This window comes from Pseudoduganella aquatica (assembly GCF_009857595.1).
Taxonomy (GTDB): domain Bacteria; phylum Pseudomonadota; class Gammaproteobacteria; order Burkholderiales; family Burkholderiaceae_D; genus Rugamonas; species Rugamonas aquatica_A.
In genome coordinates this window covers 169,990-183,991 of the sequence record NZ_WWCU01000008.1, presented here as the reverse complement: position 1 = coordinate 183,991, position 14,002 = coordinate 169,990, and the positions used below count along the sequence as shown (strand labels likewise).

The 14,002-nt window shown below is 61.9% G+C and carries 13 protein-coding genes and 1 tRNA gene; 9 read left to right on the top strand and 5 right to left on the bottom strand.

The window, feature by feature from the left end; genetic code table 11:
* Positions 1 to 299, top strand: a 299-nt coding sequence (locus tag GTP77_RS10225; RefSeq protein ID WP_229202146.1) for a transposase, incomplete at its 5' end; no start/stop codon positions are given.
* A gap of 916 nt (positions 300 to 1,215) precedes the next feature.
* On the opposite strand, the gene GTP77_RS10220 is transcribed toward GTP77_RS10225, so the two are convergent.
* Together GTP77_RS10220 and GTP77_RS10215 are read right to left on the bottom strand one after the other, a co-directional pair.
* Positions 1,216 to 1,590: a YajD family HNH nuclease gene (locus tag GTP77_RS10220; RefSeq protein WP_161072055.1), complete on the bottom strand. Its 375-nt coding sequence runs from the start codon at positions 1,588 to 1,590 to the stop codon at positions 1,216 to 1,218.
* A gap of 224 nt (positions 1,591 to 1,814) precedes the next feature.
* Complete coding sequence (locus GTP77_RS10215) at positions 1,815 to 2,114, bottom strand: hypothetical protein (protein ID WP_161072054.1); 300 nt, start codon at positions 2,112 to 2,114, stop codon at positions 1,815 to 1,817.
* Positions 2,115 to 2,389: 275 nt separating this feature from the next.
* On the opposite strand from GTP77_RS10215, the gene GTP77_RS10210 reads away from it, so the two are divergent.
* Positions 2,390 to 4,087, top strand: a complete 1,698-nt coding sequence (locus GTP77_RS10210) for a GH39 family glycosyl hydrolase (protein ID WP_161072053.1) — start codon at positions 2,390 to 2,392, stop codon at positions 4,085 to 4,087.
* 61 nt (positions 4,088 to 4,148) lie between these two features.
* Here GTP77_RS10210 and GTP77_RS10205 read toward each other — a convergent pair whose 3' ends face one another.
* Positions 4,149 to 4,478 carry a DUF2322 family protein gene (locus GTP77_RS10205; protein ID WP_161072052.1) on the bottom strand — a complete coding sequence of 110 codons (330 nt, stop codon included), beginning with the start codon at positions 4,476 to 4,478 and terminating at the stop codon, positions 4,149 to 4,151.
* 77 nt (positions 4,479 to 4,555) lie between these two features.
* The gene (locus GTP77_RS10200) at positions 4,556 to 7,495 is read right to left on the bottom strand and encodes a sensor histidine kinase (protein ID WP_161072051.1); all 2,940 of its coding nucleotides are present in this window, start codon (positions 7,493 to 7,495) and stop codon (positions 4,556 to 4,558) included.
* Positions 7,496 to 7,831: 336 nt separating this feature from the next.
* Here GTP77_RS10200 and GTP77_RS10195 point away from each other — a divergent pair, with 336 nt between their 5' ends.
* From GTP77_RS10195 to GTP77_RS10175, 5 genes are all read left to right on the top strand, one after another.
* Positions 7,832 to 8,671, top strand: a complete 840-nt coding sequence (locus GTP77_RS10195) for a BPSS1187 family protein (protein ID WP_161072050.1) — start codon at positions 7,832 to 7,834, stop codon at positions 8,669 to 8,671.
* Between the two features lie 310 nt (positions 8,672 to 8,981).
* A complete protein-coding gene (locus tag GTP77_RS30595; protein ID WP_228895626.1) occupies positions 8,982 to 9,575 on the top strand; it encodes a PEP-CTERM sorting domain-containing protein in 594 nt (197 codons plus the stop codon).
* A gap of 173 nt (positions 9,576 to 9,748) precedes the next feature.
* The gene (locus GTP77_RS10185) at positions 9,749 to 10,726 is read left to right on the top strand and encodes a GlxA family transcriptional regulator (RefSeq protein ID WP_161072049.1); all 978 of its coding nucleotides are present in this window, start codon (positions 9,749 to 9,751) and stop codon (positions 10,724 to 10,726) included.
* Between the two features lie 134 nt (positions 10,727 to 10,860).
* Positions 10,861 to 11,826, top strand: a complete 966-nt coding sequence (locus GTP77_RS10180; protein WP_161072048.1) for an SLAC1 anion channel family protein — start codon at positions 10,861 to 10,863, stop codon at positions 11,824 to 11,826.
* A gap of 9 nt (positions 11,827 to 11,835) precedes the next feature.
* Positions 11,836 to 12,054, top strand: a complete 219-nt coding sequence (locus GTP77_RS10175) for a DUF2783 domain-containing protein (RefSeq protein WP_161072047.1) — start codon at positions 11,836 to 11,838, stop codon at positions 12,052 to 12,054.
* 251 nt (positions 12,055 to 12,305) lie between these two features.
* On the opposite strand, the gene GTP77_RS10170 is transcribed toward GTP77_RS10175, so the two are convergent.
* Positions 12,306 to 12,710 (bottom strand): transporter substrate-binding domain-containing protein, encoded by a 405-nt coding sequence (locus GTP77_RS10170; protein ID WP_161072046.1) that lies wholly within the window; start codon positions 12,708 to 12,710, stop codon positions 12,306 to 12,308.
* Positions 12,711 to 13,077: 367 nt separating this feature from the next.
* On the opposite strand from GTP77_RS10170, the gene GTP77_RS10165 reads away from it, so the two are divergent.
* Positions 13,078 to 13,153 (top strand) — tRNA-Asn (locus GTP77_RS10165).
* 161 nt (positions 13,154 to 13,314) lie between these two features.
* Positions 13,315 to 14,001: a DUF3334 family protein gene (locus tag GTP77_RS10160; RefSeq protein WP_371869344.1), complete on the top strand. Its 687-nt coding sequence runs from the start codon at positions 13,315 to 13,317 to the stop codon at positions 13,999 to 14,001.
* Position 14,002: the final 1 nt, after the last annotated feature.

Here is a 14,002-nt window from a genome sequence, read left to right as displayed (position 1 = left end):
GGCCAGAAAATATCGGCACATCGGTGACGTGGCACGTGGCCATGAAGCGCTCTAAACGCAAGGCGCTGCCCAATAACAAACTGGGACGCTTGAAGGAAAAGTTGGAGCATCTGAAGGCCAGCGTGCGAGCGAAAGTCGAGCATCCGTTTCATGTCATCAAAAACCTGTTCCGTCATCGTAAGACGCGCTATCGCGGCCTGGCCAAGAACACGGCACAGCTGTTTACCTTGTTCGCCTTTGCCAATCTGGTGCTGGCCGGAAGGCGCTTTACGATCACCGAATCCCGTAGTCCGTCCTGATTACAGAAAGACGTGAAGCATCGCGTGAAATCGGACGAAAAATGGGCTTGAACGGCTCGCCAGTGGACCATTCGGCACGCTGGCCTTGCCAGGAAAGCGAATAGATCAGCGCTTCCCTAGCACGATTCCGTGCTATTGTGTCAACGCTCAGCGTGGTTCTCGTTGTGGATTCAAGGAACTTAGCAATCAGAATTGGTTGTCGGCTTTGGGGAAAGCCGTCAGTCATGGTCAGCGACTGGCTATTATTCTCCCGATGGGCACATCATTCTAGGTAAAGCCAAGGGTACCTGATGTTGCCCCCTTAGTGTCCAGCTCGGTCCCCGTTCGGCGCTCGGCTGCGTAAGCCCTCGACCCAATTCAACTTTTCGCAGGGGCAGGATCGGCAGATGCCATAAGGTTTCAGTATTAGTTCGGTCTGTGACGCCTGCCGAAGCTGTCCCAAGAAAAGCGTCGCAAATCATCAACTTTCCGCCTGCCATTCTCCCGGATCCTCGAACTGTTAATCCGCAGGTCCCTGGTTCGAGTCCAGGTCGGGGAGCCAGAATTCAGTAGTACGCAAAAAGCCCAGCCTTAAACGGTTGGGCTTTTTTGCGTTTCAAGGCCAGTTTATTTACGCATAGTGGGCCGTGGGGAGGCTGTTGGGTTAGGGGATAGCCTGCTCCGAAGGCCGGGGGCGTGTGGCACGGGGCAGCAGCTGGCGAGACCATGGATGCTGAGCGGAACAAGAGGGCCGGGGGCAAACTGTCCGTCAGCGGTTATTTGATCTCGATCTGATTTATTTGGAACTTCCGTTCTCGCACCGTTGCGGACGTTGGAGCCAAAGGACGGCCGCCATTGGAATTTGTTTGCGGCGCTGCCTGGAAACCCTTTCCTCTCGCAGCGATTCACTGCGCATCACGCCGATCACACCCTGCCTTTATTCTTTCTTTTTCATCAAGCCTGCCAACGCGGCAAACGGATTATGCGTTGCCGGCGCGACCTCGGCCGACTTCAGACCGGGTCCCCGGTCGGCCTCAAGATAACGCGAGTGTTCGTTATCGTGGCAGTAAAGGCACAGCAATTCCCAGTTGCTGCCATCAGGTGGATTGTTGTCGTGATTGTGGTCACGATGGTGCACCGTCAGTTGCGAGACATTGGTATGCGTGAATTCGCGCATGCAGCGCCCGCACACCCACGGATACATTTTCAGCGAGCGCTCGCGATAGCCCAGTTCGCGCTGGTCGGCCGCGCGCCGTGCGTCGGCCACAATCTTGTCCAGTCGCGCGGCGTCCGGTTTTTTTCCAATAGTCATGCTTCCTTCTTTCCTTGCTGTTATTTGTTGGCCGGCAACTCCCACTGCGGGACGCGTTCGATGATATTGAGCCTTACCGGCAGATGGTCTTCTTTCGGCGTTGTGGACTGCAGGGGGACGTTTGCGTATTTGTGCGATCTCTGGGGATTGTACTCGACAGCGTACTGGCGTCGACCGGTTGAATCCACTGCAGTTTGCTGTCGTCCCAGCGCGGGCTATGAGCGCTATGGATACCAGACGAGCGCGCTTCCGTCGGTGAGTGCTCCTTCGTAGTAACGTCGAAGTGCTGCCAAGTTTGGATCATTCAGGCTCTCGACATCGATGTTCCGCCCTTCGCCCAAGCCAATTTCGGAAAACCCAAATGACTCGACTTCACGTTTAGCCGCACCGTGATCTGGGGTGCCATCACTCTGCGCGAGAAACAGGATGAAACGATGGGTGCTTCCTACTGTTGGGCTAGTCCAGCCGAAACTCGCTGCCCCTGAAAAAAGAGCTGAGCTAGGATACAAAATGACCGTCTTCAACCGTTACTCCCCCTTGAATTGCCAGACTAGATTCAGTAACCGAGCGTTTTTTTTGATCGTCCGCTTTCGGCTGCAGTCGTTGGTTCGAGTCCCAGGACGGGGAGCCAGAATGCAGAAAAGCTCAGCCTTAACCGGTTGACGAAGCGTACCCTGCCTGGGGCGGCATTTCCGGGGCTGATCAACATGGTGAGTAAACGGCGGCTGTATCGCCGCGCATGGGGCGACTCGACTACACTGGTTCGTCCGCCATATCAATCGGTTCTTCCGGGAGTTCCATGCGCGCTTTCAGCACCATCTCCGTCATGGCCATCGCGGCCGCCATCGCTCCGCTGCCCGCAGCCGCCCAGGCTCAGCTTCCAGCCCATGCCACCGAACCGTTCCCGGTGACCATCGAGGTTGATGCCGCCAGATCTGCCGGCCCCCTCACGCCGATCTGGCGCTTCTTCGGCGCCGACGAGCCCAATTACGCGACCATGAAGGATGGCCGCAAGCTGCTCAAGAAGCTCGGCGAGCTGCGTCCCGGCCATGTGTATTTCCGCACCCATAACCTGCTGAACACCGGCGACGGCACCGGCGCCTTCAAGTGGGGCAGCACCAATGCCTATACCGAAGACAAAGACGGCAAACCGGTGTACGACTGGACCGTGGTGGACGGCATCATCGACACTTATCTGGCGCGTGGCGTGCGGCCCTACTTGCAGATCGGCTTCATGCCCGAGGCGCTGTCGAGCGCCAAGCCCGGCACGCCTTACCAGCACAGCTGGCGCCCCGGTTTTGCCTATGAGTTGATTGAAGGGGGCTGGAACGCACCGCCCAAGGACTACGCCAAGTGGGGTGAACTGGCCTACCAGTGGACCAAGCACAATGTGGAGCGCTACGGCCGCGACGAAGTGAAAACCTGGTACTTCCAGGTCTGGAACGAACCCAATGGAAAATCGTACTGGACCGGCACCCAGGCCGACTTCAACAAGCTGCACGACTACGCCATTGCCGGGGTGCGCCGGGCCTTGCCTGAAGCGCGCGTGGGCGGACCCGACGTGGCCGGCCCCGGCGGAAAATTCATGGACGCCTTCCTCGACCACGTGGCCAACGGCACCAACTACGCCACCGGCGAAATCGGCACACCGACCGACTTCTTGGCCTTTCACGCCAAGGGTAGCCCGACGTTCGTGGACGGCCATGTACGCATGGGCATTGCCAACCAGTTGCAGGGCGTTGATGCAGGTTTCCGCCGCATCGCTGGCGTGCCCAAGCTCAAGGACAAGCCTATCGTGATCGGCGAGAACGACCCTGAAGGCTGCGCCGCCTGCCCTGGCCCGCAAAACGCTTACCGCAACAGCACGATGTATTCCAGCTACACGGCGGCCAGCTACAAGCGCATCTGGCAACTGGCCGCGCGCAACCAGGTCAACCTGGACGGCGCGCTGACCTGGGCGTTTACGTTCGAGGACCAGCCGTGGTTTGCCGGCTACCGCCAGCTGGCTAGCAATGGTGTGGACTTGCCGGTGCTGAACGTGTTCCGCATGTTCGCCAAGCTGGGCGCCACGCAACTGGTGGCCAGCAGTGATGGCGAAACTCCGCTCGACGACATCTTGAAGAGCGGCGTGCGCGGCAAGGCTGACGTCGGCGTGCTGGCCTCGCGCACCGACGACGGCAAGGTGGCCGTCCTGGTATGGCACTACCACGACGACGATGTGGCCGGTCCCGACGCCGCCATCGCGCTCAAGCTCACCGGCCTGGCGCGCCAGACCAAGGCGACCCAATGGCGCGTGGACGGCAGCACCGCCAACGCCTTCAGCGCCTGGAAGGCGATGGGCGCACCGCAATCGCCAAACGAAAAACAATACGTGGAACTGGAGCGCGCATCGGTGATGCACCCGGCCACATTGCCGGCGCCGGCGATCAGTAATGGCGCCGCCACCATCCGCTTTGCGCTGCCGCGCCAAGGCGTGACATTGCTGGTACTGGAGTAAATCCGGATACGCGGACTCAGAGGGAAACGCCGGCGGCAGGCGCCGGCTACCCGGGCCAGGCTTACAGGCTCTTCACCTGCAGGGTTTGATCTGCCGTTTTAATGTTGAGCAGGCGGTCAATGTTGGGATGATTCCCAGGGTTGGCGCGGGCATCCAGCGTGTGCTCGGCGTAAATCTTCAGGCCGAGTTCAGCTGCTTCGGGGGTAATCGCGCCGAGGGTGTCGCTCAGCCAGCTATAAACTCGGAGCGATCCCGCCTGGCCTGGTTTGTTTTCGATCTTTGCCAATGGCGCGCCGGACTGGTCGACCAGTTCGATTGCTGCAACCGTATCCATGGAAGGCAGCAGGGCGAGGTTGTCGGAAAATTTATCGCTGAAGTTTGGTAGTTGCATAGGTACTCTTGCAAGTGTTCATGAGGTTAAAACGCTATTTTGTCACATGTGGTGTTTTGTTGGCGATGGACGGACTGCTAATCCGGCACCGGCAGTGATAGCGTAATCTCTGTGCCGTCCGGCCCGCTTGCAATCGCCAGTTCGGCGCCGATGGCGGCGGCGCGTTCGCGCATGCCCACGATGCCATAGTGTCCCGGCGTCTGCCCCTGGCTGACGTGTTCCGGCATGCCTTTGCCGTTGTCCTTCACCGATAGCTTGAGCCAGCCGCCGGCGTGCTGCGCCGCCAGTTCGACCAGGCTGCCGTGCGAATGCCGGGCCGCGTTCGCCAGGGCCTGCCGGCAGATGGCGTAGAGCTCGTCCGCCACTTCGGCGCTGACCGGCGGCAGCTCCAGCGACGCCGTCACTTTGATGCCGTACTCGGACTCGATGGCTTGCGCCTCCATGCGCAAGGCGGCATCCAGGGATAGGCTGGGCGGCGTGGCGTTGCGCAGGCAGTGCACCTGCTCGCGGCCTTCGTCCAGAAGCTGGTCCGCGCGCTGCATGGCGGTTTCCAGCGCGCTGCGCGCCTTGCCCTCGGGTAGTTGCGCCGCCACCGCCTGGATGCGCAGCACCAGGCCATACACGCCCTGCAGGAAGGTGTCGTGCAGCGTTCGCGCGATGCGTTCGCGTTCCTCCAACTGGGCATGCACCCGCTCCTCGATGCGGGCCGTGGCGCGCCGCAGGCGCCAGCGGTACAGCAGGTACAGCACGCCAGCCGCCAGCGCGGCCATCGCCGCCTTGAACCACCAGGTCTGGTTGAAGCGGTAGCCGATGTCGAACACCAGCGGCGGGGCGGGCGGGCCTTGCACGCCGTCTTCATTGGTGGCCTGCACTTCGAAGCGGTAGCTGCCCGGCGCCAGGTTGTTGTAGTACGCGGTGCGGCGGGGGCCGGCTTGCTGCCAGTCCCGGTCCACGCCCGTCAGGCGGTAGCGGAAGGTGACGCGTTCCGGCGTCGCGAAACTCATTGCCGCGTAGTGGATGGCCAGCGCTTCCGTGCCCGCCGGGAAGCTGCGCACGTCGGCCGGCTGGTAGTCGTAGCCGCCGCTCGACAGCATGGTGATTTCCGACGGCGGCGGCACGCGGTTGACCGGCAGCTTCAGCGGGTCCAGCCACGCCACGCCTTCGCCGGTGGAGAACCACAGCCGGCCGTCGCGCGTGCGCAGCGCGGCGGGGCGGCGGGCGCCGGTGACGGCGTCGCCGACATAGCCGTCCAGCCGGTCGAACAGCGTGGCCGGCAGCGGCACGGTGGGCTTGGCCATGCTCTTGCGCCAATCGGCGGCGCGCACGCGGCGCAGGCCTTGCTGGGTATTGAACCAGCGGTCGCCCAGTGCATCGGTGAGCATGCCGGAGATGCCGATAGCACCGGCGTCGGCGAATGACAAGGTGTGGAATTTTTCTCCCTGCAGCACCTGCAGTACGCGGTCGGTGCCCAGGAGGATTTCCTCGTTGGCGTTGATGAACTGCATGCTTCCGCTATCGATGCCGTGCTGCACGCCGTAGATTTTGGCTTCGGAGCCGCCGCCGGCTTGCAGCGTGGCGCGCTTCGTCCCAAACCACATCTCCCCATCCCGCGCCCGGCTCATCGTAATCGGGTAGCCCCCCGGCCCAAGCGGCTCGGGATGCCACTGGCTGCCGGCATATTGCAGCAGCACCTGGGTCGTGGTGCCGATCCAGACACCGTGCCGGTCCTCACCCAGCCTGGACACCCAGGCGTTCGCCACGACCGTGCCCGGAGGCAGCGGATGGACGCTGACGCCGTCGCGGCCGCGCCGCTCCAGCGCCTGCCGTCCTGCCAGCAGCAGGGAGCCGTCCATGCCGGTCGCGACCCGCGTATGCGCATAGGGATTGGGCTGCAGCACGGCCTGGCCGTCGGTCACGCGCCACAGCTTGGCCGAATGGTCGAGCGCGCTGGTTGCCAGCCAGACCGTGCCGTCGCTGTCCTCGGCCATGCTGGAAAAGCCGTCCTTGATGCCGTCCAGCGTGTTGACCTTGTTGTGCCGCAGCCGCTCCATGCCGCCGGTGGTGCTCACCCACAGGCTGCCTTCGCGGTCCACCATGGTGGCGTAGACCTGCAAGCTGGTCATTTCCCACGGCTGGCTGAAGCGCTCCGTGGCGGCCAGGCCGCTGAACTCGGTGCTGGATTGCCAGTCGCGCGGGCGCAGGCGGCACAGGCCGGCGGGGCAGTTGCCGGTCCAGAAATTGCCGTCGTCGTCGAAGACGCTCTGGTAGGAGCTCTTGATGTAGGAGCGCTTGACGCGCGCCGTCACGCCCTGCGGGCTGGCCAGCAGCATGACTTGTTTGGCCTGCACCATCCACACGCGGGCGTCGGCCGACTCCAGCATCATGGTTTCGACGCCGACGTCGCGGATGCGTTCGAACACCTGCTTGCTGCGGTTGAATAGATACAGTCCGGTGCCGGAGGTCACCCACAGACGGCCCGAGCTGTCGTGCAGCACGTAGTAGGCGGCGCGGTCCGGATAGCCCAGCTTGTCGTCCATGCGTTCCAGCTTGCCGTTCCGGTAGCGCAGCAGGCCGCCCTGGCCGGTGGCCGCCCACAGTGTGCCATCGCCATCAAGCTCCAGGCAGAACACGGCCCGCGCTTCCGGGGTGGACAGGATATGGGTGAGCTCGCCGTTGCGCAGCAGGCTAAGGCCGCCGCTGCCGTAGCCTATCCAGAGGTCGCCGTTGGGTGCGGGCTGCAGCGCGCTGACATTGTTTTTGAGCAGGCGCCCGCCGTTGCGCGGCTGGAAGGGCTGGAAGTGCACGCCGTCATAGCGGTACAGGCCGAAGGAGGAGCCCTGCCACAGCCAGCCATCCGGCGTTTGTGCCAGCGCGCCGGCGTGGCGCACGCCGCCGTCGGCGGCCGGCCATTTGTCATGGCGGTAGCTCGCCAGCGACAGGTCTGGATTGAGGGCCGGCGCAGCGGACGCGAAGCACAAGCACGCGATCAGCAAGCAATACCTGAACAGTCCCGGCATGAAGGTTTTCCATAGTCGTGTTGTTAGACTGCCAAGGATAACCCGAACTTGCCATCTGCGTATGCCGCAGCGCTCTGCCATTGGTAGGAGGGAGGGCGCTCACTGGCTTTTTTCTATCTGGCCGACGTGGTAGCGCGCCGCGATGTCGCGCCAGGAAGGGTTGCCGCCAAGTTTGGCAACCGTCGTTTTCCTGGATGAGGGTATTGGTCCAGACGTAGCGCGATATTACCATTGCAATATTGCGGCACTAGCCAGTGGAGTGCCGATGATACACTCTGCCCATTGATAGGCGAGGTGAGGTGCGGGATGCGTGTGTTGAGACAGATGTGCGGCACCATGCTGTTCCTGATGGGCTCAGCGCAAGCCGAGATGGTGCGGCTGGATGTGCGGCCTTCTGCGACGGCGCCGGAGATCCAGGCGGCTGATGCACCGCATATCGTGCTGTTCGACGCGAGCAAGGCGAACGGCAATCTTTTGCTCTGGATGCCGGGAACCCTGGGTACGCCGCACCTGTCCCCTAAGCTCGACTTCCCGCAATTTGCGGCGCAGCAGGGCTATCGCGTCGTTATGCTGTCCTACATCACCGGGCAGGCCGTGTCGGGCGTTTGCGTAGGCAAAAACCTGAGCGCGAATCGCCAGTGCGCGGAGGACTTCCGCCGCAAACGCATTTTCGGCGGTGAGGGATTTTCGTTGATTGCGGACCAGCCGCAGGACGCCATAGTCCATCGACTGAGCAAGCTGCTTTTGCAATTGAAGGAAACGCGCAAGGACGAACACTGGGAGCAATACCTGAATGCCGATGGCAGCCCGCGCTGGGAGCGCATCGCGGTGGCAGGCCAGTCCCAGGGCGGCGGCCATGCCGCCTTCATCGCCAAGGCCAAGCCGGTGGCGCGCGTGGTGATGCTGTCCGGCGGCTGGGACATGAGCGCCCCGGGGGAAATCGCCGGCTGGTACGCCCGGCCCAGCGCGACACCGCCGGAACGCTGGTACGCGGCCTACCACGTTGAGGAGCCCACCGCCCGGACCATGGCGGCAATCAGCCGCGTCCTGAATATCCCGGCGAGTCATGTCGCGGCCTTGGACCAGCCCGTGCGCGGCGCCCGCGCCCACGGCGAAGCGCTGTCCAATCCGGCATACCAGCCCTGGTGGCAGTACGCGCTTGGCGGGGCATGGTAGGTCTCGCGTGAAGTTGGACATGCGGGCCTCCTGGGAAATCTTGTCCGCGACAGCAATCTGTTCACCTGCGGCGGCGTGGCTGCCGTCCTTGATCCCGATGCGGTAGTGCGGCACGGCCATCGGAAGCACCGTTGTGGTGTCGAAAAACTTTACATCTGGTGGCTGCTCGTCCAGTCCGGAGCTCTTAAGTCATTGATTCGCATGAAGGTTGCTCTAGTGGCATGGTTGTTGCTTATTGGATATTATGATATCCATGGGGTAACGCAATAACGGTCCAGCCCCTTGGTTTTTTTACAATTCAGGGGAAAGTATGAAAAAACTGTTGTTGAATGCGATTGCCTCGTGCGCAGTGGTTTTCGCCGGAACGGCCAGCGCGGCCGTTATCTACAATGTCAGCGGTGGCAAATTGGTCAGCGCCAGCGGTGTCATGATTGGTGGCGAATCGTATAAGGTGACGTTCGGCGACTCGTGCGCTTCGATGTATGCAGGATGTAATAGCGCCTTGTTCGACTTTACGACGCAACAGCAGGCCGCCGCCGCGCTGGATGCCGTGTTCAACCAGGTACTCGTTGATAACGTCCTCATTGGCGGTGTCACATATAACTTCGACAGCAAGCCCAACCTCGTTCAGAGCTGTGAAAACACGAGTTTGTGCGAAGTGTGGGTTCCATACAAGTTGGTTGGCGGTAGTGTTCAGTCCGCCTGGTACCGAAACACACCGACTAGCGATGACGTGGGAAGCCTTACCTATACTGCGGCATTTACTTACGGTAATACCGAGTCATATATGGCCTTCACCAACTTCGAGAAGACTTCCGTCCCGGAGCCGGCTTCCCTTGCGCTGCTGGGTCTTGGTTTGGCTGGCATCGCTGTGTCCAGGAAAAAGAAAAAAGCGTCGGCCTGAACCGCGTTTAAAGCGCAGCAGCCATGCCGCATAAGCGGCGTCGTGATGCCGGCACAGAGCCCAGCCTTAACCGGTTGGGCTTTTTTGCTTCAGGGCAGGCTGGTTTTGCGCGCTTGGCGGGGCATGGTAGGATCTCGCCTGAAAAGAACTTTAGCTGGACGGGCGGGCCTCCTATGAAATTGACGCTGGTGGTATTGGACGGAGTGCAGGCGCTTGATGTGGCGGGACCGCTGGACGTATTCGCGGAGGCGAACCGCCTGCTGCCGGAGAAGGACCACTACCAGACAACGCTGGTGGGCGGCCGGCCGGACAGCGTGATGTGCTCCAGCGGCATGGAGTTCAAGATCCACTGCGACTATCCCAATTTCCACGCCGAGTCGGACCTGCTGCTGGTGGCGGGCGGTCCGCGCTATCCCGAGTATCAGCCCGAGTCGGCCTTCCTCGCCTGGCTGAGCGAGCGGGCGCGCAACGCGGGCCGGTTTGGCGCGGTCTGTAATGGCGTATTCCTGCTGGCGCACGCCGGGCTGCTTGCCGGCCGCGAGATCACCACGCATTGGGACCACGCGGAGCGGCTGTCCATGCAGTTCCCCGATGCGAATGTGAGGCCGGACAAGATCTTCGTCCGCGACGGCAACTTGTTCACCTGCGGCGGCGTGGCCGCCGGCATCGACCTGTGCCTGGCGCTGATCGCCGAGGACTGGGGCCATGAACTCGCGATGAAAGTGGCCAAGCGCCTTATCGTCTACATCCGCCGCGATGGCGGCCAGTCGCAATACAGTCCCTATCTGGCGGTTGGTCCCGATGAGGATTCGCTGGTCTCCAAAGTGCTGAAGTACGTGAGTGACCATATCAGTGACGCCCTGACCATAGAGGATATTGCGGATGCGGTGGGCGTCAGCCGCCGCACCTTCTCGCGCGCCTTCGCCAAGCATGCGCACGTTACGCCGTCCGTGTTTGTGGACCAGGTGCGTATCGACTTCGCGCGCAAGCTGCTGGAGGAGACCGACGTGCCGCTGAAGACGGTGGCTTTCCGCTGCGGTTTCCACACGCCCACGCAGATGCGCATGACCTTTACGCGCCAGCTCGGCACCACGCCCAAGCTGTACCGCGAGCGTTTCCGTGCAGGCGACGAGGGCAGGGCGGCCGCCTGAACGCCATCGGCCCGGGTGGCGATAGCCGCTTTTGGGACAAGCGGTGCGCGTTTTGGGTCAAGCGGGCTTAGGGCACCTCACAGGCCGCATTTGCTCGTGCAGAATGGCTCCACGTTATCTCAACTGGAGTCACCATGGAATCCGCCCAAGCACGTCCGTCTGTCCGGTTTTTACCTGTCAGCCTGTTCGCTTCCGTCATGAGCATTGCCGGCCTGTCGCTGGCCTGGCGCCTGGCCAGCAAATCCTACGGCGCCGACATCGCCGTATCCAACGCCATCGGCGTGGTCGCCTTGCTGCTGTTCGCTGTACTGAGCTTGTCCTATCTGGGCAAGCTGTTCAAACACCCCGAGCTGGTGAGGGACGAGTTTTCGCATCCCGTTATCGGCAGCTTCTTCGGCACCGTGGGCATCAGCATCCTGCTGCTCTCCAGCGTGATCGGCGCCTACAGCGCCAGCGCGCAGCTGGTGGTGTGGGCCATAGGCGCGGCGGTGACGCTGGCGCTCAGCGTGGTGATGATTTCGCGCCTGCTGAACGGCAACGCGGCAGCCGCCAGCGCCGTTCCCGCCTGGCTGATCGCTGGCGTGGGCAGCCTGGACATCGTGGTCACCGGCGGCGCGCTGACGGCCGAATGGACGCGCGAAGTCAACCTGCTGGCCGCTGCCATAGGCGGCGTGAGCGCGATTGTTTTCTTCATCCTGATCTTCGCGCGGCTGGTGCATCAAACGCCGCTGGCAGAGGGCATGCGGCCATCGAAAATGATCTTGGTGGCGCCGTTTGCGGTGGGCTTTATCGCCTACGTGAATCTGGTGCAGAAGGTTGATATGTTTGCCGCGCTGCTGTTCTACTTCGGCCTGTTCCTGTTTGTGATCGTCTGCTACCGCCTGGCCGCAAAGCCCGCGCCGTTTTCCCCTGCCTGGTGGGCGGTTGGCTTCCCGATGGCGGCGCTGTGCAATTCGGCGCTGGTGTACACGGGGCCAGGCGGCAACCACGGGCTGGAATGGATCGCCATCGTGTTGCTGTGCATGCTGACGGTGTCGGTCGCCGTGCTGGCCGTCCGCACGCTGCACGCGCTGGCCACCGGCCGCATGCTGACCGCTTGAGGGGGATATATGCTGGACACAAAACTGATACTCAGTCCCAACCTCGACGACTACGACGGCTTCTATGACATGCTCACCGAGTCGCATCATGAACTGGATGAAGGCCAGAGCAAAATGCTGAGCGCCCAGCTGATCCTGCTGCTGTCGAACCATATCGGCGATATGGCGGTGCTGCGCGACGCATTTGCCCTGGCGCGCGTGAATGTTGAAAGGACGCTGCCACGCTGATCGGGGAAGCGCATTCTCCGGCAGCCATTTGCGGTGGATGCGCTGGAAGGCACCGTCGCACTTGGCCTGGCGCAGGCAGCGGTCCCAGGTCTTGATGATGGTGGCGTCCGTATGTTCGGAAAACGCAAAATGGACTGCATGCGACGGCAGTTGCGTCATCTTTACCACATCAGAGAAGTGGTAGCCAGCCCGTTCCAGCGCATCGCCGGCCAAAGTCTCGCTTGCCCACCAGAGATCGAAACGTCCCGTCATCAGCATGCGCGCGGCACTTTCGGGGGGGGGGGGGCGTCGGACAGGTTGTAGCCGTTGGCGCGGGCGGACATGACGAAGGCGCTGCCGCGCCGGCCGCCGCTGCGCAAGCTGAGTAAGCTGGGATCGCGCGCGCGCAGTTCATCGGCTCTGCCGCGTGCGGCATAGGCAACGATGTGCGATTTAAAGATGGGGCCGATCAACGTCAGGTGGCGGCGTTCGGGCGTTGCCACGGCCGACAGCAGCAATACGTTGGGTTCGCTGTTCGCCATGGCGTTCGCGCGTGCCCAGGGAACAATATTGATTGCCTCCTTGCCGCCGGTGCAGCGTTGCAGCTCGCGCGCAAGCTCCACTGCCATGCCGTCCGGCTCGTCCATGTTGAGGAAGCTGATCGGTTTTGCCTCCATGCCATAAATCTTCAGGTCCGGGCCAGCCGCGACCGCGCCGCGGGTAGCCAGCAGGACGGCCCCCCAGTGCCAATATGGATCGCATGATGCCCGCCAGAGCAGAGTCAATAGGGACGCAGTATAGGTTACCCGGCCTGACTTTCACAAAGTTCCGGCTGAACGGCCGGTTGCGCCGCCGATGGCTACTAGCTGCGGGATGGTTCGGCCGCCAGGATGGCCGGTTTGCGGCGGGCTGCGCGGGCGGAAGTGTTCATGGCTAGAACATTGTTCTAATATTATGTTCTGCTCAAGTAATGCTGCCCGCTAAAGTTTTTTCAGGCTGGCACTGGTCAATTTGAAATCCCGCGTATATAATTCGGGCCTCAATTCCCTGATAGCTCAGTCGGTAGAGCGACGGACTGTTAATCCGCAGGTCCCTGGTTCGAGTCCAGGTCGGGGAGCCAGAATGCCGAAAGGCCCCGCGAGTCATCGCGGGGCCTTTTTCGTTTCTGCAACCACAATTGCCGCAGAATGGGCGAATGAGGTGGACGAGTGCAGCACCGGCCAGTATTCTTGAGGTATGTGCAAGCGAGCCGTGCTCGCGGGCTAGAAAATAAAAGGGATGATGATGGTAACGGAAGACAAGGTTGTATACGGCACCGAAGATTTGCTGACCAGTCTGTGCGATTCGGTCACGCGCGTGCTGAACATCGCCACGCAAAGTACGGTGCACTACTCCGCCATGGTACAGCGGATTACCAAAGTGGGCCTGAAGCCCGATATCGGCTGCTTCGTGCTGTTCGACGGCGGCTTTACCGGCCTGGTGGTGCTGAACTTCACCAAAGACACGGCAATGGAGTTGTACGAACGCTACATGCTGCACATGGGCATGCCCAAGTCCGAGCTGGCCGGTTCGCACACCTCGGACGAGGTGTCCAACATCCTGGGCGAGCTGATGAACCAGATCGTGGGTGACTTCACCGGCAAGATCCGCCGCGAGCTGCAAACCAACATCACCCAGAACCAGCCGAAAATGCTGGTGCTGACCAAGCAGGTGATGCTGAACGTGGACACCCCGCTGGACCGTCCGGAAATGCGCCGCGTGTCGTTCTACACCGAGAAGAACAATGTGTTCTACCTGGAGCTGGCGATCGACCGCACCGAGTTCATCCGTCTGCACGACTTCGACCCGCACGAGGAAATGGACCCGGACGCGCTGATGGATATGGACCATTCCACCCCGGCAGCCGACACCGCCGCGTCGTCGTCGGAAGAGGACAACGACGAACTGCTCAAGTCGCTGGGCATGTAAT